General features: G+C 62.9%; 18 protein-coding genes. 4 read left to right on the forward strand and 14 right to left on the reverse strand.

What is annotated here, in order from left to right; genetic code table 11:
- Positions 1 to 38: 38 nt before the first annotated feature.
- From AC3WP7_RS20670 to AC3WP7_RS20730, 13 genes are all read right to left on the reverse strand, one after another.
- Positions 39 to 758 (reverse strand): alpha/beta hydrolase, encoded by a 720-nt coding sequence (locus AC3WP7_RS20670; protein WP_092245842.1) that lies wholly within the window; start codon positions 756 to 758, stop codon positions 39 to 41.
- Between the two features lie 11 nt (positions 759 to 769).
- Positions 770 to 1,525: a precorrin-6A synthase (deacetylating) gene (gene cobF / locus AC3WP7_RS20675; protein ID WP_092245844.1), complete on the reverse strand. Its 756-nt coding sequence runs from the start codon at positions 1,523 to 1,525 to the stop codon at positions 770 to 772.
- Positions 1,526 to 1,570: 45 nt separating this feature from the next.
- On the reverse strand, positions 1,571 to 2,125 hold the full coding sequence (locus tag AC3WP7_RS20680) for a histidine phosphatase family protein (RefSeq protein WP_102592840.1): 555 nt from the start codon (positions 2,123 to 2,125) through the stop codon (positions 1,571 to 1,573).
- A gap of 309 nt (positions 2,126 to 2,434) precedes the next feature.
- Positions 2,435 to 3,412 carry a LysR family transcriptional regulator gene (locus tag AC3WP7_RS20685; protein ID WP_102592841.1) on the reverse strand — a complete coding sequence of 326 codons (978 nt, stop codon included), beginning with the start codon at positions 3,410 to 3,412 and terminating at the stop codon, positions 2,435 to 2,437.
- Positions 3,413 to 3,463: 51 nt separating this feature from the next.
- Positions 3,464 to 4,405 (reverse strand): peptidylprolyl isomerase, encoded by a 942-nt coding sequence (locus tag AC3WP7_RS20690; protein WP_102592842.1) that lies wholly within the window; start codon positions 4,403 to 4,405, stop codon positions 3,464 to 3,466.
- Positions 4,402 to 4,854 (reverse strand): YbjN domain-containing protein, encoded by a 453-nt coding sequence (locus AC3WP7_RS20695; RefSeq protein WP_170856083.1) that lies wholly within the window; start codon positions 4,852 to 4,854, stop codon positions 4,402 to 4,404. The genes AC3WP7_RS20690 and AC3WP7_RS20695 overlap by 4 nt, the downstream gene beginning before the upstream one ends.
- 20 nt (positions 4,855 to 4,874) lie before the next feature.
- Positions 4,875 to 5,501 carry a DNA repair protein gene (locus tag AC3WP7_RS20700; protein ID WP_102592843.1) on the reverse strand — a complete coding sequence of 209 codons (627 nt, stop codon included), beginning with the start codon at positions 5,499 to 5,501 and terminating at the stop codon, positions 4,875 to 4,877.
- A gap of 18 nt (positions 5,502 to 5,519) precedes the next feature.
- Positions 5,520 to 7,220: a putative porin gene (locus AC3WP7_RS20705; RefSeq protein WP_092245859.1), complete on the reverse strand. Its 1,701-nt coding sequence runs from the start codon at positions 7,218 to 7,220 to the stop codon at positions 5,520 to 5,522.
- 43 nt (positions 7,221 to 7,263) lie between these two features.
- A complete protein-coding gene (locus tag AC3WP7_RS20710; protein WP_093513696.1) occupies positions 7,264 to 7,968 on the reverse strand; it encodes an energy transducer TonB family protein in 705 nt (234 codons plus the stop codon).
- 3 nt (positions 7,969 to 7,971) lie between these two features.
- Complete coding sequence (locus tag AC3WP7_RS20715; RefSeq protein WP_010564254.1) at positions 7,972 to 8,397, reverse strand: ExbD/TolR family protein; 426 nt, start codon at positions 8,395 to 8,397, stop codon at positions 7,972 to 7,974.
- 11 nt (positions 8,398 to 8,408) lie between these two features.
- Positions 8,409 to 10,208, reverse strand: coding sequence for a DUF2341 domain-containing protein (locus AC3WP7_RS20720; protein ID WP_092245864.1), 1,800 nt, complete (start codon positions 10,206 to 10,208; stop codon positions 8,409 to 8,411).
- Between the two features lie 24 nt (positions 10,209 to 10,232).
- Complete coding sequence (locus AC3WP7_RS20725; protein WP_102592844.1) at positions 10,233 to 11,816, reverse strand: ShlB/FhaC/HecB family hemolysin secretion/activation protein; 1,584 nt, start codon at positions 11,814 to 11,816, stop codon at positions 10,233 to 10,235.
- Positions 11,817 to 11,875: 59 nt separating this feature from the next.
- Complete coding sequence (locus tag AC3WP7_RS20730; protein ID WP_071495338.1) at positions 11,876 to 12,469, reverse strand: transposase; 594 nt, start codon at positions 12,467 to 12,469, stop codon at positions 11,876 to 11,878.
- Between the two features lie 97 nt (positions 12,470 to 12,566).
- On the opposite strand from AC3WP7_RS20730, the gene AC3WP7_RS20735 reads away from it, so the two are divergent.
- A complete protein-coding gene (locus AC3WP7_RS20735) occupies positions 12,567 to 12,767 on the forward strand; it encodes a hypothetical protein (protein ID WP_146013534.1) in 201 nt (66 codons plus the stop codon).
- A gap of 336 nt (positions 12,768 to 13,103) precedes the next feature.
- Here the strand turns inward: AC3WP7_RS20735 and AC3WP7_RS20740 are convergent, their stop codons facing one another.
- Entirely contained in the window at positions 13,104 to 13,580 is a 477-nt protein-coding gene (locus tag AC3WP7_RS20740; protein ID WP_071491274.1) for an Lrp/AsnC family transcriptional regulator, read from the reverse strand.
- Between the two features lie 159 nt (positions 13,581 to 13,739).
- Between AC3WP7_RS20740 and AC3WP7_RS20745 the strand changes: the two genes are divergently transcribed.
- The 3 genes from AC3WP7_RS20745 (at position 13,740) to AC3WP7_RS20755 (ending at position 18,914) form a co-directional block, all read left to right on the forward strand.
- Positions 13,740 to 15,527: a tyrosinase family protein gene (locus AC3WP7_RS20745; RefSeq protein ID WP_102592845.1), complete on the forward strand. Its 1,788-nt coding sequence runs from the start codon at positions 13,740 to 13,742 to the stop codon at positions 15,525 to 15,527.
- Positions 15,524 to 17,257: a DUF8225 domain-containing protein gene (locus tag AC3WP7_RS20750; protein WP_092245876.1), complete on the forward strand. Its 1,734-nt coding sequence runs from the start codon at positions 15,524 to 15,526 to the stop codon at positions 17,255 to 17,257. The genes AC3WP7_RS20745 and AC3WP7_RS20750 overlap by 4 nt, the downstream gene beginning before the upstream one ends.
- Before the next feature lie 67 nt (positions 17,258 to 17,324).
- The gene (locus tag AC3WP7_RS20755; protein WP_092245879.1) at positions 17,325 to 18,914 is read left to right on the forward strand and encodes a hypothetical protein; all 1,590 of its coding nucleotides are present in this window, start codon (positions 17,325 to 17,327) and stop codon (positions 18,912 to 18,914) included.
- Positions 18,915 to 18,971 lie beyond the last annotated feature (57 nt).

The following is an 18,971-nucleotide window of genomic DNA, read 5'->3' on the forward strand; positions in this document are numbered from 1 at the left end:
GGGGGGAGCAAGCCCCCTCCCACAATCTTTGACCGCTTTTAATTCAGGCTCTTTTCCAGCCAGGCTTTCAGGTCCTGCACTTCCGTTTCACTGATGGTATGCGGCATGCCCGGATACCCGTGGAACTCCGGCTTCAATCCCAACCCCGTCAACACCTCATTCGCCCGAGTGGCCGACGCATAAGGCAGCGCCTGGTCCAAAGTGCCGTGGCCAATGAAAATCGCCAGCTTGCCCAGTGACGCATCCGGCTTCAGCTCAGCCTTGAGCACCGGCAACACGCTGCCACTCAACGCCGCGATCCCACGCAGCAGTTCCGGCCGACGCAACCCCACCTCGTAAGACATGATCGCGCCCTGACTGAAGCCCACCAGGAAGACCCGATCCGGCTGGGTGTGGTATTTGACGGTGGCTTTACCGACAAACTCTTCGATCAGCCTGGCGCTGCGTTGCAGGTCGGCGGTCTCGCCATCGTATTCGCCGTCACCGGGCGTCTTGGTAAACCAGCGATAGCCGTGGGGGTCCACCGGCATCGGCGCGCGGGCCGACAGGTAAGTCCAGGTGGACGGCAACGCGTCCTTGATGCCGAACAAATCCTCTTCGTCACTGCCGAAACCGTGCAGGAAAATCACCAGCGGCTGGTTGCGCGCATCGCCCTGGGTCTGTTCCAGGTACGACAACGGCAAGTCGGTATGCAGCGTATCGTCGGCATGAGCGACGCCGACCACCAGGGTCAGTGCCAGGGCAAACAGTTTGAGCATGGGACGTAACCTCAGGGTTTGCGCAGCAGATAAGTGTCCATGATCCAGCCATTTTCCAGGCGCGCCGCCTTGCGCACCCGTTCGATTTCTTCTGCCACTTCACTGACCCTGCCGCTGATAAGGATTTCATCCGGCGTGCCCAGGTAGGCGCCCCAGTAGATGTCCAGGCCTTGATCGGCCACGGTGCGGTAGGAGTCTTCCGCGTCGAGCATCACCACCAGGGTGTCGGCATCACTCGCCTGCCCCGCCGCCAGACGGCGCCCGGTGGTGATCTCGACCGACTTGCCAATACGGTTCAGCGCCACTTTATGCTGTGCGGCCAGCGCCTGCACGCTGGTGATACCGGGGATCACCTCGAACTCAAAGGCGCAACGGCCACTGGCCAGAATCGCCTGCAAAATGCGGATGGTACTGTCGTATAACGCCGGGTCGCCCCAGGCCAGGAAAGCACCTACTTCACCGTCAGCCATTTCTTCGTTGATCATGCGTTCGAAGGTCTGCTGCTTGTCGCGGTTCAGGTCCTGCACGGCGGTGGTGTAGTCGATATCGCCGCGCACGCGCTCCGGGCACTCGGCCTCAACGAAGCGATAACCCGGCTCGGTGATGTAGGTCTCGCAGATCTCGCGACGCAGGTCGATCAACTTGTCTTTGCTCTGGCCCTTGTCCATCAGGAAAAACACGTCGGTGCGGTTGAGCGCCTTCACGGCCTGCATCGTGATGTAGTCAGGGTTGCCGGCGCCAATGCCGATGATCAGGATGCGTTTCATGGGTTGCTCTCAGTGCGGGGCGTGGATTTTGCCATGTTCAGGCGCTCAGGCGTGAGTTTCCAGGCGCAGGCGCCAGACGTTGTTGAAGCGTAGCTCGGTGGCGGACAACGGTTCGACGTCGATACGGTAGAACATCGACAGCGGGAACTGCATCACCTGCAACAACGCGGCGCGGATCACAAAGGGGTGGGTGATGGCGACGATATGGCCGGGTTGGGTTTCGAGGGTTTTCAGCCACTGCGCTACACGTGTACAGACTTCATCGACTGACTCTCCACCCTGGGGCGCGAAGGTGCTGTCGGTGAGCCAGGTATTCAACTCATCACTACTGAGCTGGTTGATGGCCTGGCCTTTCCACTGGCCGAAATCAGCATCGCGCAGGGCGTCTTCGATCACAGCGTCATTGCCGAACAAGCCAGCCGTCTGTCGAGTACGCAGCTCGGGAGCGCAGAGTAAACGCGGCTTTTTCCTATAACGCCCAGCGAGAGAGCCGGCCGCCCCCTGCCAATCCATCGCCACCGGCTCGTCATCGCAGAAACGCCCCTGTTTTTGCAGAGGCGTGAGGGCATGGCAAATGAGTGTCAGACGTGTGGCTTGCATCGCAGCGTGCTTGGACCCAGGGAATGAGGCCACCAAGACTGGCGCAGTTATCCCAGTCGCGCAATGGCGGCGACCGTCAGTCTGCTTTTCCTGTGGGAGCTTGCCTGCGATACGCACGCCTCGGTGCATCGGTGACAACTGGATTTTGTGGCGAGCGGGCTTGCCCCGCGTTGGGCTGCGCAGCAGCCCCAAAACCCGACGCTGAGTTCTTTCAGGAATACCTCAGTGCCTTCACTGGGGCTGCTACGCAGCCCAACGCGGGGCAAGCCCGCTCGCCACAGTGGGATTGGGTGGCCTAAGAGAAATCTGTCAGTCAAACCACTCCCGCCGACCTTCAAAGGTGCCAACGATCAGTTCCACAATCATCCGCACCGCCTCCTCATCCCGCACCTGCGCATTCACCGCCAACCACACCTGGCGCTGCATGCTCTCGGCCAATAACCCCGGCAACGCCACCAGCCCCCGGTCAAAGCTGCTCATGTACTGCGGCAGCAACCCAATGCACGCGCCACAACGGATCATCTCCAGCATCAGCGAATACGCATGCACCTGCACCACTGCCGCCAGGCGCTCCTGTACAACCTGGTTCCACGCCTGCAAAGCCCCCACCTGCGCATCCGGCTGCCATTGCACCAGCATGTAATCGTCGAGGTCCTCCACACTGTCCGGCCGCGTGGTCAACCGCGAATAACGCTTGGCGATATGCGGCAGATACTGCAAGCGCGCCAAGGCTCGGGGTGGCTCAGTGGCAAAGCTCGGACCCGGCACCGGCCCGTCGGCGTCTGACAGCCACAGCACCACGTCCACATCCACCGCCTGCAACGACAACTGACTGTCGATGGAGATGATCTCCAGGCGCACGCTGGCATTGCGGCGCAGCAACGCGATCAGATCGCGCCCAAGGATGTCATGCAGGATCGGCTCGGCCACGGCCAGCCGAATCAGCGGCTGCTCCGTCACAGGCAGGCGTCGTTCATGGGCCAGGGCAATCAGCTGCGCCTGCAGCTGCTGGCCATCGCGACTGAGCACCAAACCATTGCCCTGGTAGCTGAACAGCGAATGCCGCAGGTGTTCCTCCAACTGCGCCAGACGCTTGCGCAACAGCGTGGCCTTGATATTCAAACTGCGCGCCGCCTGCATGAAACAGCCGCAGCGTGCACTTACCAGGAAATAGCGCGCCACTTCCGGGTCGATCTCATGGGCCAGGGCCAGCCAACTGCTGCGGCCTTCGGCTGGCGCACGATAAGCGGACGGCCCCTGAGGGGCAGACGGTTCTAGAAATGCCATGGGAGACTCCCTGTCTTGTCAGTCTGTGCATCCAATGCGGGTTGACGCGTACTACTCCAGCACTTTGTTCAACTCGGCGCCGTCGATACTCAGGGTGGCGGTATTGAGCATGCCTTCGAGGTAAGCCTTGGCGATCTGTTCCTGGCGTTGTGCACGCAGGGCCTGGGTCAGGCGTTCACGCAGTTCGTCGAGGGTCGCGGTGCGCGCCGGTTGCTGGCCGGTGAGCTTGAGCACATGGAACCCCGCCGCGCTCTGCACCACGTCCGACACGGCACCGACCTTGAGGCGCGACACCGCACTGCGCACTTCCGGCACCAGTTGCTGCAACGGCTGCATGCCCGATTCGCCACCGCGTGCAGCAGAGTCGGTGTCCTGGGAAAACTGCGTGGCCAGGGCGGCGAACTCATTCGGCGCCGCCTGGGCGCGACGGCTCAGTTCCTGGGCCTGGCGGCGCACACTGTCGACGGCTTGCGGGTCATTCACCGCGAGGAAAATCTGGCTCACGCGGTACAACGCCGGCGTCACCCACTGCGACTTACCGCTGTCGTAGGCCTGCTGCAATTCGGCGGCGCTGGGGTAATCGGCCGGCACCTGGCTGACCGACAACATGTAGTCGCGAAACACAATCTGCTCGGCGGCGGCGCGGGTTTGCTGCTCCACGTCCGGGCGCTGGCGCCAGCCCTGGGCATCGGCTTGTTCAAGCACAGCCTTTTGCGCCAGGCGTGAGCGAATCCAGGTTTCCAGCGCGCCACGGTTGCCGCGCAATTGCTCACGGGACTCGGCAGGCAGGCTGGCCAGCACGGTTTTCAGCTCCGTCAGGTCGATCTGCTGATTGCCCAGGCGGGCCACCGCCGGCCCAGCCGATACAGGGCTGATCACCGGTGCCGGTTGCTGCGCCGCCACCGGGTCGCTGCCCGGTCGCAGGCTCAAGCCCACCGCCACCACCAGTAAAGCCAGCGCACCCGCGCCGACCATCAGGGTTGGTTTCTTCACAATACCGGTGCCTCGGTTTCAGCCTGCAACTGCGCGGCCTGCTGGCTGTACTCACGCAGGTAGACGATAAATTCCTGCAACAGGCGGTCCCACAACTCCAGCTGGCTACGCAGGTGCGTAGCGCCCACGCCCGCTACCACCACGTCCATTTCCATCAACAGGAATTCGCCCTGCACGGACAAACGCGCAAAGCGCCGCGAAGCGTTCCACACCTGGGCCAGGCCTTCGGGCAGCTCGCCCTGGATCCGCAGCGCGCAGCTGTAAGTGAAATCCACATAGCCGCCCTGCTCCGCCGCCGGGTTACCGAAGCGCACCGCAAAGCCGATGCCCTGGCTGGCGCTGAGCAATTGCACGATGCCATTTTGCTCAGTCTGGTTGACCCGGTAGCCGGCTTCCTGCAGCAACTCGGTGAGGCTCTGGGGGGTGACGCTGGTGATCAATTCGCTCATGGAGATCTCTTCCCTGTCTATCAATGATTGGCGGTTGCCTGGGGTGCGTCGAAACGGCTCTTGTACAAATCGTCGCCAAAGCCCTGGGCCAGTTCCTCGAACTTGACCCGGGCGCTGCTGGCGAACGGCTGGCGGATACTCATCACCTCGGCCACGTCGATTTTTTCGTAGGCCGCGAGTAACTGCTGGGCCACGCCGTACATCTGCTGATTCTTGACTGAACATTGCTGCACTTGTGTGTCACGTTCGCTCAGTTGTGCCTGCAAGCGTGCACGCTCAGCCTCTTTGCCCTTGGCCAGCACCAGCAGTTCGTCATAGGCTTTCTTGAACTTGCCGATCTGCTCATTGCTGGCCGCCATCTGGGCCTGCGCCTGGCTGTGCAGGCTCTGTTGCTGGCCGGCCAATTGCTCGGCCACGCCGCGAGCCTTGTCCAACTCGGCCGTCAGTTGCTTGATTTGCGCCTGGGCTTGCCTGGCCTGGTTTTCAGCGGCAAGGCGCGCGGCGCTGGCCTGGGCCTGTTCGCTTTGCAAGGCCTGCAATTGCTGGGTGGTGCTGCGCAGTTGCGTGCGCAGGCGCTCCTCCATGCCTTCAGCCGACGCGCCGCTGGCGACCAGCAGCAGTAACAGCCCGCAGATTCGCGTGTTCATGTGGCATCTCCCTGCGCATCAAAAGCGCGTGTTGAGTTCCAGTTGCATCACATCCACCTCGAACGGCGCGCCATACACTTCGGACGCACTCAACCAACGCGCACTGGCGTAGATGTTCTTTTCGATGCCGTAGTTGGCGCCAATGAAGTAGCCCTTGGCGTTGGTGCCGCCCAGGTGGAACGACGAATCGTTGAAGCCGTCGGGCAAGGCGTCAGGCTGGATGTACTTGTAGCCGGCCAGTACGTTCCAGTCGCCACGCTTGCGCATTTCCAGCGCGCTGCCGAGGGTGAACGAAACCATCAACGCATTGCCGCCACTTTCAAACTGACCGTTGCTGTTGATGTTGTTGACGATCTGGCCTTCGCTGCGCTTGAGCATTTCGCCCTTGTCGTAGGCCAGGTTGTGGATGTAATTGCCCTGGGTGCGCAGTTTGAAGTCGCTCGGCAGCTCGGCATCCCAGGCCAGGTTGAGGTCGAGCACGTCGAACTTGGACGCCAGGCCCACGAACTGCGGCTGCGGGGTCAGGCCGGGCGTCGCGGGGTTGGGGGTGATGTCGCGTAGCAGGAACACGCTGTTGCCCTTTTGCATGAAGGCCAGGCGTGAACCGTCGCTGTCACAGGCCGGCTGGCCGGACCAGGGCTGGCAAGCGCCGGAGCGCTTCCCTTCGATATCGTCGAAGTGGTAGTACGCCAACGCGCCCTTGAGGCTGTTTTCGCGGTTGATCTTCCAGTTGGCGCCGATCTGCCCGCCAAACAGCCATTTGGTATCGCTGTCTTCCTTGTCGAAACCGTTGCTGCTGGCCGAGTCGGAGGTGTACTCCACCGGGAACGCGCCCAGGGTGCCGAACAGGCCCCACTCACTGTTCAGCGCGTGGTTGAAGTTGGCGGCGATACCGTCGAAGTTCAGGTCGCCCGAATACATCATGTCGGTGGAATAGAACGGGTTGGCGAAACGCCCGGCGGTAAGGGTCACGTCCGGGCTGGCCTTCCAGCTCAGGTAACCCTGGTCGAGCCAGATGTCCTTCTTGCCAAAGCCACCGCCCAGGGTTTGGGTGGTGGACACCGGGTTGTTGTCGGAGCCGGTGCCCACCCGAATGCCAGCGGTCCAGTCCGGCGACAATACCGCTTTCATGCCCAGGCGAGCGCGCAGGCGGAACAGGTTTTCGCGGTCCTTGGTGGTGTTGAGCAGCGGTGGCAGCTTGGTGTTGGTGTCTTTGTTGGTGTCGTACGGGCCACTTTCATTGAGCTTGGCGTAGTCGACGATCTCGTTGCTATTGTTGCCCGAGAAGTAGCGCGACTCATCCCGCAGGCGGATATCCCCGTCAAAGCTGATGCGCGAGATCCAGTCCGGGAAAGTATTGGGCTGCGCCCAGTTTTCCTGCTTGGCGGTGGCCATGACCTCGGCCTTGACCTGGTCACGAATCTGATCCTTCACCGCCTGCGGCACGTATTGCACCCGCACATCGCCGGGGGCTGCGGCCGGGCCTGCGGCCACCACCGGCGCGGCATTGGCCTGGCGCGCCTGCCGGGCTTCTTTTTCGGCCTGGGCGATCAGCCCGTTGGCGGTGTCCTGGCTCAGCACGCCCTGCTGCACCAGCAGGCGGATCAGGTTGATGGTGACGTTTTCCGAGGGCGCAACCGGGGCCGCAGCCGCCTGGCCGACCAGGGTCGCGATGACCATGCCGACCGCCAGGGTCAGTCGATTCACGGGGGAAATCATGTGTACGCAACTCCTGTAAAAACCGTTGGAAAAAAGGATTCAATCAATCCGGGCGCCGGCCCTTGAGGGACAGGCGCATGGGCAGCGTCAGCGACGCCGGTGGTTTTTGTGTGGCACGCGGCGCCTGGATCAAGGCGAGCATCTGCGCATCGGTCTCGGCATCCCCGCTGGACTTGGCCACCAGCGCCTTGGTGACCTGGCCATCGGCGCCCAGCCACAGGTCTATCTGTATCGAGAAGGCCTTCTTGCGCAGCTCAGGATCCTCGCGCATCAGCCGTTGATAAGTGCCGGCCAGGTACTGCTTGTAGGTGCCGGTCCCCAGCCCGCCGCCACCGCTGCCGGCCATACCGCCGCCCTTGCCGGCACCGATGTTGAAACCGTCATTGCCGGACTGGGCGTCGCCATCGATCTGCATCGGGTTGGCCAAATCCTCGTTAGGCGAAGGCGGCGCTTCCTCGACCGGCTTGACCTCTTCGGGCTCGGGGCTCGGCACCGGTTCCGGGACTTTTTCTTCGACCTGGGGCTCGGGCTCCTTGGGTTTTTCCGGCGGTGGCGGTGGTGGCGGCGGCAACGGGATAATCGTCGGCACCTTCGGCGCTTCACGGCGCACGCCGCTCATGTCGTTGGCCCACTGCCACAAGAACCAGGCGGCGACGGCGCCCAGCAACAGGCCGGCGCCCCACTTCAACGGGCGCAACGGCGGCGTGTTTTTCACAGGCGGTGGCGCGATCGGGATCTGTGCAGTCATGACTCAGCCCTGGCTCGGTTTGCCGGTGACCAGCCCGACCTGGGACAGCTCCAGCCGGCGCAGCAGGTCGAGCACTTCGATCACTTTCTGGTACTGCACCATCGCATCGCCGCGCACGATCACCGGGAAGTCCGGGTTCAGTGCTTTCTCGATGCGCAGGCGCTCTTCCAGCTCGCCGAGAGTCACCGGATAGGCGTCGAGGAACACCTGGCCGCCGTCATTCACGGAGATGGCCTTGGTCTTGGCCTGCGACAACGACACCGAGGCGCTGGCCTTGGGCAGGTGAATCTGAATACCGGACACCTGGGCGGTAGCGGTGAGGATAAACATCACCAGCACCACCATGAGCACGTCCACCAGGGGCGTGATGTTGATGCTGTCGACGGCCGCGTCATCGTCATCGTCGTGGGAGGCATTTACGGAAGCCATGGCGATTCTCCTCAGGCCGGAACCGATGCGTGATGTTCGCGGCGGTGCGCGGCTTCACTGTGCTGGCTCTCGCCGTGCATCTCCGCCAGGCGAGTGATGAACTCGTCGACGAACACGCGCATGTCCGCACTGACTTCCTTGTTGCGCGTGATCAGGCGGTTGTAGCCAAACAGCGCGGGGATCGCCACGAACAGGCCCATGGCCGTCGCCAGCAACGCCGCCGCCATGCCGGGGGCGATGGCGTTGATGTTCACGTCACCGGCCATCGCCGTGCCGAGGAACACCACCATGATCCCCAGCACCGTGCCGAGCAGGCCGATGTACGGGCCGCCGGCGATGGCGTTGGACAGGGTCGAGAGTCTGGAACTGAGCGCTTGGTTCTCGCGGGTACGTACACCATCCATGGAGCAACGAATGGCTTCGATGGTGGCCGCCGACACCGACGAGGTATCGGCGCCCTGGGCACGGCGGGTGCGGATCTCCTTGACCGCCACCAGGTACAGGCGCCACAGCGAAGAATGAGTCAGGCGCTCACCCAACAGGGCGTCGTCGGCATACATCTCCAGGCGGGTGCCGATCTGCGCGAAGTGCTCGCGGAAGACCTCGTTGGCACTGCTTACACGGCTGACCTGGCGGTTCTTGCGCAGCATGATGACCCACGACTGGAACATCATCGCCACCAGCACCAGGATGATCACCCAGGCATCCACCGGTACGGCGTTGAGCAAAAAGCCCAGGCTGCCGAAACCGAAGCCGGATTGTTCTTCATCCACCCCGTAGGCCACCAGCTTCGACTCGGCGCCCTGGGCGCTGGCATCGGCCAGCAACAGCGCAGCCGGGCGTGCCACCTTGGACAGGCGCAGCTCATCGATGGCACCGGCGAATGGCAGGTGGGTGCTGCCGGCTTCCGGAAGGTCGGCGCCGATGGCTATCTGAGAATTGAACGCCGGCAAGGCCTGCGCCAGGGTCGCGGTTTCGCGGCCATTCACATACAGCGTGACCTTATCGCCCTCGGCGGTGAACGCCAGGTGCTGCCATTGACCAGGGTTCAGCGGTTGAGTGGAGACGGCGCGCTGGCCGTCGACGTCCACGAACGGCATGCCCTGGTTCAGGCCCAGCAACAGACTATGGCCGCCGTCGCGACGGGCCAGCACCGCTTGCTCGCCGCTGGCCTGGTCCAGGCGCAACCAGGCGCTGAACGTGAACGCGCCGCCCGCCGCCTGCTGTAACGAGGGGCTGGCCGGCAACATCAACGCTTGGCCGCTCAACTGCAAGGCGCGGCCGATCACGCCGTCGATGCTCGCGCCGGTGGCGTTCAACGCGGTGTTGGCGTAGGCCGTAGTGTCCCGGGCCGGGGTGCCATTGGCCCCGTCAAAGTGGTAGAGCGCGGTGTAGTTCGGGTCGAAGGTCAGTTGCCCATTGGCCGTGGCCGGGGCCTTCTGGTTGCCGTAGTACATCCACAGGTCCTGGCGCTGGCCGCCTTCGACCTTGGGCACATCGACCCAGATCAGCGCCATGCCCATCAGTGGGTCGAAGCTTTCGATCTGGTGGTTGAACACGGTCTTGTCGTCGGCACTCACAAAACGCAGGTCAGAACCGTCGTCCTTGACTCCGTCAAACGTGAAGTTGCCGGTGTGCAGGCGCACCAGCAGTGCAGTGCGACCCAGGGCCTGGCTGATCGCGGCGCCTTGGGCGGTGGTGTCTACCGAAATCTGTTTGCGGTAGTGCCAGTCGTCCTGCCACCAGGCATGGGCGGTGGCCGGGAGCGCGAAGCCCAGGCAGATCAACAGGCTCAGGAATAGGCGTTGCATGGGTGAAGTCTCCGGAAGAAAAAGTCAGAAAGTCGCCTGCACACTGAAGTGCAGTCGCGAGTCCTGTTTCTGGGTGTTCGGTCCATCAAGCAGCGGGTAGCCCCAATCCAGGCTGCCGGACAACCATTTGCTCAAACTGGCGCGGGTGCCCAGGCCGACACTGGCCAGGCTGTATTCGTCTTCTTGCTCGGGCAGCGGGTCGTGCAGGCGCATGCGCGCGCCTTCGGCGAACGCATAAAAGCGCCACTCCTGCACATAACTGCCGAGGAACCTGGCCAGGGACGGCGTGCGCAGCTCCTGGGAGAGCAAGTAGCCCTCATCCCCGGTGCGCTCCGCGGCCAGGTAACCGCGCACCGAGGTGGCGCCGCCGGCGGAATACTGCTCGTTGGAAACCAGCGGCCCCGACGCGAGCTGGAAGCCACCCTTGGTCGCCGACTGCCAATCGTTGGCAAAGGTGTAGGTGTAATTCAGGTCGCCCTTGAGCACGGCGAAACTGGCGCTGGCCTTGTAGCGCTTGTAGTCGAACTCTTCGGCATCGCTGCCGTAGCCAAAGAACGCGCGGGTGCCCACCACCAGGTTCAGGCCCAGGCCCAACTGGGATTGTTCGGTGTAGCGAAAGCCGTTGTAACCCAAGGTGAACGGTGCGTACTTGAGCGGCACCTGGTCGCTGCTGGAGCCGAATTTCATCTGCTCGTCGAAGTCCTTGAAGTCCACGCCGAACGAGAACGAATTGGCCCAATTACCCGCCGCCGGCAGGTTGTAGATGGCCGACACGCCGTAGGAATGGCCCTTGCCCAACACGTTACTGCCGCCGATGGTGGCGATGTTGCTGTCGGACTGGTAACCCGAGAACTGCAAGGTCCAGCGCTCACTCAACGGCGCGCTGTAGGAGCCGGACCAGACCTTGGCGTTGTCGGTGTCCTGGGGCGCGGTGAAGTAGGTCAGGGAAATGCTGTGGCCCAGCTGCCAGAGGTTGTCGTAACCCAGCGTGGCGACCGAACGCAGCTTCTCGGTGTCGGCGCTGTAGTCGTTGTTCAGGCCGAGGGTGGCGTGCCAGGGGTTCTGGTCTTCCACCTGCAGGTCCACATCCATCGTGCCCGGGCGCTGGCCTTCGCGCACCAGCGGCGTGACCTGGCGCCCGGCACTGCGATTGAGGCCGGCCAACTGGGTTTGCACCGTGGCAAAGTCCGGCACCGCGCCCTCCTCCAGGGCCGGCACCTGCTCGCGGATTTCCACCGGTGAATAGTGCTTGGCGCCGACCACCCGTACGCGGCCAACCTTGGTTTCGCTTACTTGCAGGTAGACGATGCCGTCATCGACCTTCTGCTCCGGCAGCTCGACAAACACCGACTGGTAGCCACGCGCCTGGTAGATCTTCTGCAATGCATCGCGGGCACCTTCGATATCGTCCAGGGTCTTTTGCGGCCCCAGGAACGGGTACACCGCCTCCTCGATCGTCGCCGCATCGAGCACGGTATTGCCGCGCACGAAGTACTCATTGACGTCGACCCTGCGCGCCGCCGCCTCTTCCTCGGCCAACACCGGTTGCGCCAGGCCCCCCAGCGTCACGCAACACAGCGCCAGCGTTAATTTGAACAGATGCTCCACACCGCCCCCTGACTGTCTGATTGTTTGCACCGTCGCCGAATGCCCGGCGTACGGCCTGCTCAATTGCTGGTGATCGCGGTGTTGCCGTGGCGTGCCAGCCAGGTGTGCAACAGGGCGAAGTTCAACGAGAACTCCGGCATATGCAGCAAGGCGCCACAAAACACGTCACCAATGATTTTCTGGATGAGTTGCACCGCACGCGGGTTGTTCAGCAGCGTGGCGATGTCGCGAGTCAGGACGTGAACGCTCCAGACCTTCTGGTTGAGGTCCAGGCCGACGAACCAGCGGAACAGCAGGTTGTAGTTCAGTTGTTCATGCAGTTGCTGCTCGCTGGGCACCGAATACAGCAGCTGCAGCAGCAGGATCTGCAGCACGGTCTGCGCCGGGATCGACATCGCAGGTTCGGCGGTGAGCCAGTCACGGTGCTGGTCGAGCACTTCGTCGATCTGCGGGCGCAGCAACACCAGGGAATGGCCTGCCGGGATGTAGCTTGAGACTTCCTTGCGGGCGCCCTGCCAGTCATCCTGGGAGACGATCCAGACCCAGGGTGCGCCGTAGCGATAGACCGACACCGGCTTCTTGCGCGCCGCCTCGACGATCTTCGACAGGCGCTGGTCGAGCTCCTGCATGCCCACTTTCGAGTAACGTTCCATAGTTCCCATCGCCCCACTCCTGGCATCCTGCTTGCGGCTGAAAAGCTCACCTTTCTGGTGGGCTCAAGCGCGTTACACAGAGGAGACGGGAGTGGCCATGGGCTACCGAACTTTTGTCATGAAAGCTTCATTTGGGATTGGGTGGGGGGCAATTCTTGGTGGTGTGTATATCCGTTATATGGGTAACGGCGGCAATTGGTTCCGCCCTTACGGCGGCTCACTTTTGAACAGCGCAAAAGTAAGCAAAACGCTCTTGCCCCAACCGGGCCAGAGCCAGAGCAAACCACCCTTCAACTGATACATGAAGATCAAACTGTGGGAGGGGGCTTGCCCCCGATGGCGGTGTGTCAGCCAACTCATCAGTGACTGACCCACTGCCATCGGGGGCAAGCCCCCTCCCACACTTTGACCGAGTACCGGCCATACAATCCGGTCGGCTCCAAGGCCGCCGCGCTCTTGCTTTTGATGTGGGATCGCCCCGTCAAACACGCTGGCCGAACGCAGGCGAGGCGCCGAGTGTTGGGGCGAAGGCCTTTTGCTTACTTTTGGCTGGGCCGGCTTCCGGCCTTTCCAAAAGTGAGCCGCTGTAAGAGCGGAACCATAAGTAGCCGTTACCGAAGAAACGGATATGTACTCAACTCCGAGAACAAAACCCAACCCCCTGCAACGGCAACTCATAAGACTTCTTAACCGTCCTAACCACCAACGTAGAAGAATAAGTCCGAATCGGAATATCCCGATAAGTCTCCAGAAACCGATAGATATACTCGGTGTACTCCGCAGCATCCCGAAACTTCGCCACCATCACAAAATCAAACTCCCCCGTCATCAGGTAACAATCCTGAATCTCCGGATGAGTCGAAAGGATGTGCTGCATCTTGCGGTCAATATCCTGGCTATCCCTGTCCAGCTTGATCAGGAAAAACGCCGTCACCTGAATACCCAATTTGCGTTCATCCAGCACCGCTACCTTGGCCTTGATGATCCCCACGCTCTCCATGCGGCGAATCCGCCGATAACAACTGGTGGAAGACAGCCCCACGCTGTCGCTCAACAACTCCAGGCTCTGGTCGCAATCCTTCTGCAACTTGCCCAGGATCTTCAAATCCATGGCGTCTGTCATCGGTTCCGAATCGTCCTTGAAAAAATGCAATGAATACGTCGCAAAGACGGGCCAATTTGCACAAATCCTGCGCAGTGGCTAGTTAACATCGTTCCAGCTTAGCAGCCCGGCCAACACCTGGCCTGAAGGCGGCATGAGAGGGATCTTATGATAGTCGCGAAACCGACATGGACCGGTGATATCAAGGCGCTGTTCAGCGCCCCCTACTGGATACCCGCCGCCCAGCGCGCCGCCGTCGCCGCCACCTGGGTCGGTTGCATGAACGCCTACGAGGTGTTCCTGGAAGACCCGGCCTCGGTCAAGACCTGGTCGCAAACCATCTACCAGCACCTGGCCTCGCGCAACATGCCGCTGACCACCGATCAGCAACAGTTCTGGCCGATGGATGCCCTGGAAACCTTCCGCCTTTGGGTCAACCAGGGTTGGCGCCTGGACAGCATCTCGCCGTTTGACCTGGCCGAGCGCATTCCGCCACCGGCATTGCCACACCCGGTCAAGCGTGTACGCCAGGACATCCGCTCCCTGAGCGCCGAAGCACTGAACCTGTACCGCGCCAAGCTGGATGACGTAATGCACATCAGCGACCCCGACAGTGGCTCGCCCTGGCAGCGCTATGCCTACATCCACACCAACTGGTGCCTGCATTACCAGGAAGCCTTCGCCCTGTGGCACCGCGCTTACCTGCTGTACCTGGAAGCACTGATCGACTGCGCGATCCCCTACTGGGACTGGATGGCCACAGACGCCAGTGTCGACGGCAGCCCCCAGGCCGGCTTGCCCCAGGCGTTCCTCGATGAAACCTACGTGCACCCGCATACCGGTGAGGTGCGGCGTAACCCGTTGCGTTATGCGGCGGCCAAGGATGGCTGCTCCAAGGTCTGCGCCACCGCGCCGGTCGAAGGTGTCGACTGCCTGTACGTGCAGCGCAATCCGCTGTTCTACACCCAGGGCGAAGACTTTCGGTTCGAGCGCACCCAACTGTATGGCATGAGCCGGATCTTCCAGCAGCAGGTGGTCGATGCGCTGGCGTTCACCACCTTCAGCCAGCCCCAGGGTGTGCCAGGCTATCCATGGGCCAACATCACGGCCTTCGACCCGCCGCAACCGGACAACCTCTACCCCAACCGTGCGCTGAATTTCGACGGACTCTACGAGCAGCCCCACGACAACTATCACGGCTGGATCGGCGGCGACATGGCCGACAACGCCTACACCGCCTTCGACCCGGTGTTCTGCTCCTATCACGCCAACATCGACCGCATGCTGGAGGTCTGGATCCGCGCCAACCCGGCGGCGCAGTACACCACCCAATGCCTGTTGCAACCCTTCGCCGGGCATCAGGCCGATGACGTGACCTTCACCAGCGCCGATGCCTGGCGCTACACCACCCTCGGCGACATGGCCCAGGACAGCCGGCACATCGGCTACGACTATGGCACGCCAGTCGCCCCGCAATTCGGCGCGGCCAAGGCTGTGTGCTGCCGTCAGCCGCAGGCGGCAGGCAGCGGTCCGTGGGTGGTGTTCGACCATGTGCGCTGCACCCATGACACCTACCTGATCGACGTCTTCCTCAACCAGCCCGACGCCACCGCGCAACACGCCCGCGCCGATAACCCGCATTACGTCGGACGCTTCAGCCGCATCGGCATGGGCCTGGTCGACGACAAGGGCCGCTGCGTCACCCAGGGCGTGTCGCGGGCGCTGAACGCTGCGCGCAATGCCCGGGTACTCAAGCTCAAACCGACCGACACAGCGCAGTTATCGCTGGTCGTGACCCACTCCGATAGTGGCCAGGTATTGACGGCCGATGCATACGCGCCGCTGCCTGGCTTTATCGCCGAACTGGTGTGGGACGACCCGCGCCAAACCTCTGCCGGCCCCGCTCCGGGCGCCGGTTGCTGCTCCACCAACACTGATGCTGGAGAACCGACATGAGCACACCCTTCACCCAATTCACCTCCCCCGCCGAACAAGCGCCCAAGGACTACAACAAGCTGGGCCTGGAGGACCAGCTGCCGACGTTCGAAACCGACTGGAACAACAACGTCACCGGCTGGACCCAGATGTCGATCATCGGCAACCCCTGGTCCAACCTCAACGATGCACCGCGCTCGGGCTATTACAACCCGCTGGAGAGCGGCTACGGCACGCTGACGCCAAAGACCATCACCTGGCAGCCCTTCCCCAATCGGCTGTGGACGTTTTTCTATAACGAGGGCGCTGCCGTGGTCCCGCAACTGGGCGGCAAGGCCATGACCCTGGACCAGGTGATGCAACTGACCGACCACGGCCAGATCACCCTCAACGACACCCTCTATTCGCTGTACCCGGACCCCAAGGCCACCCAACTGCAGATCCCCAGCGTGCTGTGCAAATCCATCAACTGGAACGGCCCCTACGCCGACTTTTCGCCCTCGGGCCCACGGGGCTGGCTGGACGAATACTGCGAATGGTCGATCACCCGCGACCCCGACGGCAACATGCGCAGCATCATGTTCACCAGCGAGAACCCGGCGTATTTCCTGACCATGTGGAACATCGACCCGGGTGCCGTGCTGGGCCTGTACCAGGCGTATGTCGACCCGCAGGTGAAACTCGAAGACCTGTACCTGCGCTACACCGCCGACGGCCCGACCGGCAAGGCCGGCGAACCGGTACTCGACCCCACCACCGGCCAGCCCGCCTACGACACCGTGAACAAATGGAATAGCGGCACCGTGCGCATACCGGGCGTGTCGGGCGGCGCGATGCACCTGACTTCCGGCCCCAATACCCTGAGTGCCGAGATCTACCTGGCGGCGGCGGCCACCATCCTGCGGCCACTCACCAGCAGCCAGAACCAGCAGAGCCTGATCTGCTGCGCGCAATACGGGCAGAACTACCGCAACTCCGACCCGCATATCGGGTTCTCCGCGAACCAGGCGGCGGTCAACAACCTGATCTCGTTGACCAACCCTATCGGCCTGTACCTGCAGCAACCCAAGTCCTTCAGCACCTGGAAAGGCCCGCAAGGCCAGGATGTCAGCAGCTACTGGCGCGTTACCCGTGGCACCGCCGGCACCGGCCCGAACAACTCCGACCAGATTCTCCAGGCGGTCTTCGAGGTGCCGGCCAGCGCGGGGTTCTCGATCAATGAGATCACCATCAACGGCACGCCGATCGACTACGTGTGGGTGATCGCCAACGAACTGAACGTGGCCCTCAGCGTGACCCCTGCGCCGCTCACGGCCCAGCCCAAGGAGTGTGCCTGCGTGGCGGCCAACACCACCGATGCGCAACCCTGGCCCGTGCAGTTGCTGCCGATTGACCTGTTCTACGGCCAATCCCCCAGCGACTTGCCGGCCAGCTTTGCCCCCGGCAGCTCAGGCCAGTTCGTATTGGTGGTACAAGGCGCCGACCCGAACACCACGGCGGCGGATGCACGGGTGCAGTTCTCCAACCCGGGCATCACGGCCCAGGTCACGCAGTTCCTGCCGGATGCCTCGGCGATTCCCGGCCAGACCGACGGCGGCGGCACCCAGGGCTACATCATGACCATCACCGTCAGCAGCAACGCGGCGCCGGGGCTGGTCAGTGTGCGTGCGCTGAACCCCAGCGAAGCGGCCAACCCGAGTGCCTCCGAGCACCCCTGGGAAAGCGGCCTGGCCCTGGTGCCCAGCGCCTGAGTGCCTCCCGGCCGCCCATGCCTGGCCTGGGCGGCCGCCCCTTGAGTCTTGAGCAAGGAATGCGATCATGAACGGATGGCTTCGCCCGCTGCGCCGGGCACGCTTGCGTATTGCCTGCGCAATCACCTGCACCCTTCTCCCACTGCTGGCCCCCACACCGGCCAATGCCGCCTCGGACGCCCAGAGCTGCGTCAGCCAGCTGGTGTTCGATCCCACCAGCGGCGGCTTCCTGCCGGTGAACAATTTCGGCACCGAGCAGGCTTTTCTCAATTGTTTCGGCTGGCAGTTGTTCATCGCCATGAACTGGCCGGTCAATCCCGGCTGGCCGGCCAACCCAAGCCTGGCCGGTGAGCCGGACACCCAAAGCAGCGCGGCCCAGTTCGGCGTGCCGCCAACCCCCGGCCAACCGATGAGCAATGCCCCGGTGTGGGCCAGCTACAAGGATGCCAGCGAAATCTTCCTGCCCGGCGCGGCCAAGCCGTCCGGCTGGGGCGTGGAAACCCTGGTGCCGTCCCATTGCACCGCCACCGGCAACCTCAAGGCGTTTGCCACGGGGGCGCGTAAATTCATCACCGCCACCTCGGAAAGCGCGATCAACCGCAAGCACCGCTTCCACCTGTCCAGCGGCACCCAGGTGACCCTGCCGGATTCGATCATGGAAGCGTCCGGCGGCTGGCTCACGGACCAGTCGGGCAACCTGGTGTTTTTCGAGCGCAAGGTGGGCAAGGCCGAGTTCGACTACATCGTCGACAACGGTTTGTACGACGCCGCCAACCAGCTGATCGTGGCGCAAAACAGCGACAACCGACACCCCGCCGGCCTGTCACTGCCGGCCGGCAAGCCGGTGCGCGAGCTGCCGGCCAAGGCGCTGCCCCAGGAGGAACTGGGTGCCCTGGAACTCAAGGCGGCCTGGCGCGTGCTCACCAACAAGCCCGACCTGTACGGGCGCTACCTGACCACCGTGGCCTGGCTGCAACGCCCGGACACGCTGCAATGCACCCAGGAAGTGATAGGCCTGGTAGGGCTGCATATCATCAACAAGACCCAGACCCAGCCGAACTTCATCTGGACCACCTTCGAGCAGATCGACAACGTGCCCGATGGCGGCGCCGCCCCACCCCAGGGCTACAGCTTCAACAACCCCGAGTGCACCGGCAATGCCTGCGCGCCAAACGTCGCCCGCGTGCAGTGCGACGCCACCCACACGCCGCCCGACTGCACGCCCCTGGACCAGCCGGTGCAGGCCACCCGGCTCAACGCCACGCCCCAGGACATGCAGGCGCTGAACACGGCGGTGCAGCAGACCTTCGCCCAGCAGACCCAGGGCCAGTCGGTGTTCCAGTACTACAAACTGGTGAACGTGCTGTGGTCCAAGACGCCCAACGCCCCCAACGATCCAGGCCCTGGGCCGAACGTGAAGGTGCCGCTGTCCTATGGGCCGTTTGTCAGCGACCAGAGTGTCGTGGTCGCCAACACTACGATGGAAACCTACGTGCAGACAGACAACTGCAATGACTGCCACCAGTACGCGGCGATTGCCGGCAAATCCGGGCTGGCGTCGGACTTCTCGTTCCTGTTCGGCAATGCCGACTCGGCGAAAAATACGCGGCTGATCAAACGCATCGAGTCGTTCAAGACCCTCAAGGACAACCCGTAACCGGCGCAAAAAAAGGGGCGATCATTGATCGCCCCGAACGGTACATCGAGAGGTCCC

It is taken from the genome of Pseudomonas sp. FW305-3-2-15-C-LB1, from assembly GCF_058787615.1.

Bases quoted from the DNA above. Each gene is read 5' to 3' on its own strand.
- AC3WP7_RS20740 (WP_071491274.1), bottom strand. From the start codon at position 13,580: ATGGATTTGAAGATCCTGGGCAAGTTGCAGAAGGATTGCGACCAGAGC.
- AC3WP7_RS20700 (WP_102592843.1), bottom strand. From the start codon at position 5,501: ATGAACACGCGAATCTGCGGGCTGTTACTGCTGCTGGTCGCCAGCGGC.
- AC3WP7_RS20715 (WP_010564254.1), bottom strand. From the start codon at position 8,397: ATGGCTTCCGTAAATGCCTCCCACGACGATGACGATGACGCGGCCGTC.
- AC3WP7_RS20745 (WP_102592845.1), top strand. From the start codon at position 13,740: ATGATAGTCGCGAAACCGACATGGACCGGTGATATCAAGGCGCTGTTC.
- AC3WP7_RS20755 (WP_092245879.1), top strand. From the start codon at position 17,325: ATGAACGGATGGCTTCGCCCGCTGCGCCGGGCACGCTTGCGTATTGCC.
- AC3WP7_RS20705 (WP_092245859.1), bottom strand. From the start codon at position 7,220: ATGATTTCCCCCGTGAATCGACTGACCCTGGCGGTCGGCATGGTCATC.
- AC3WP7_RS20695 (WP_170856083.1), bottom strand. From the start codon at position 4,854: ATGAGCGAATTGATCACCAGCGTCACCCCCCAGAGCCTCACCGAGTTG.
- AC3WP7_RS20730 (WP_071495338.1), bottom strand. From the start codon at position 12,469: ATGGAACGTTACTCGAAAGTGGGCATGCAGGAGCTCGACCAGCGCCTG.
- AC3WP7_RS20685 (WP_102592841.1), bottom strand. From the start codon at position 3,412: ATGGCATTTCTAGAACCGTCTGCCCCTCAGGGGCCGTCCGCTTATCGT.
- AC3WP7_RS20720 (WP_092245864.1), bottom strand. From the start codon at position 10,208: ATGCAACGCCTATTCCTGAGCCTGTTGATCTGCCTGGGCTTCGCGCTC.
- AC3WP7_RS20735 (WP_146013534.1), top strand. From the start codon at position 12,567: ATGGGCTACCGAACTTTTGTCATGAAAGCTTCATTTGGGATTGGGTGG.
- AC3WP7_RS20670 (WP_092245842.1), bottom strand. From the start codon at position 758: ATGCTCAAACTGTTTGCCCTGGCACTGACCCTGGTGGTCGGCGTCGCT.
- AC3WP7_RS20750 (WP_092245876.1), top strand. From the start codon at position 15,524: ATGAGCACACCCTTCACCCAATTCACCTCCCCCGCCGAACAAGCGCCC.
- AC3WP7_RS20680 (WP_102592840.1), bottom strand. From the start codon at position 2,125: ATGCAAGCCACACGTCTGACACTCATTTGCCATGCCCTCACGCCTCTG.
- AC3WP7_RS20710 (WP_093513696.1), bottom strand. From the start codon at position 7,968: ATGACTGCACAGATCCCGATCGCGCCACCGCCTGTGAAAAACACGCCG.
- cobF (WP_092245844.1), bottom strand. From the start codon at position 1,525: ATGAAACGCATCCTGATCATCGGCATTGGCGCCGGCAACCCTGACTAC.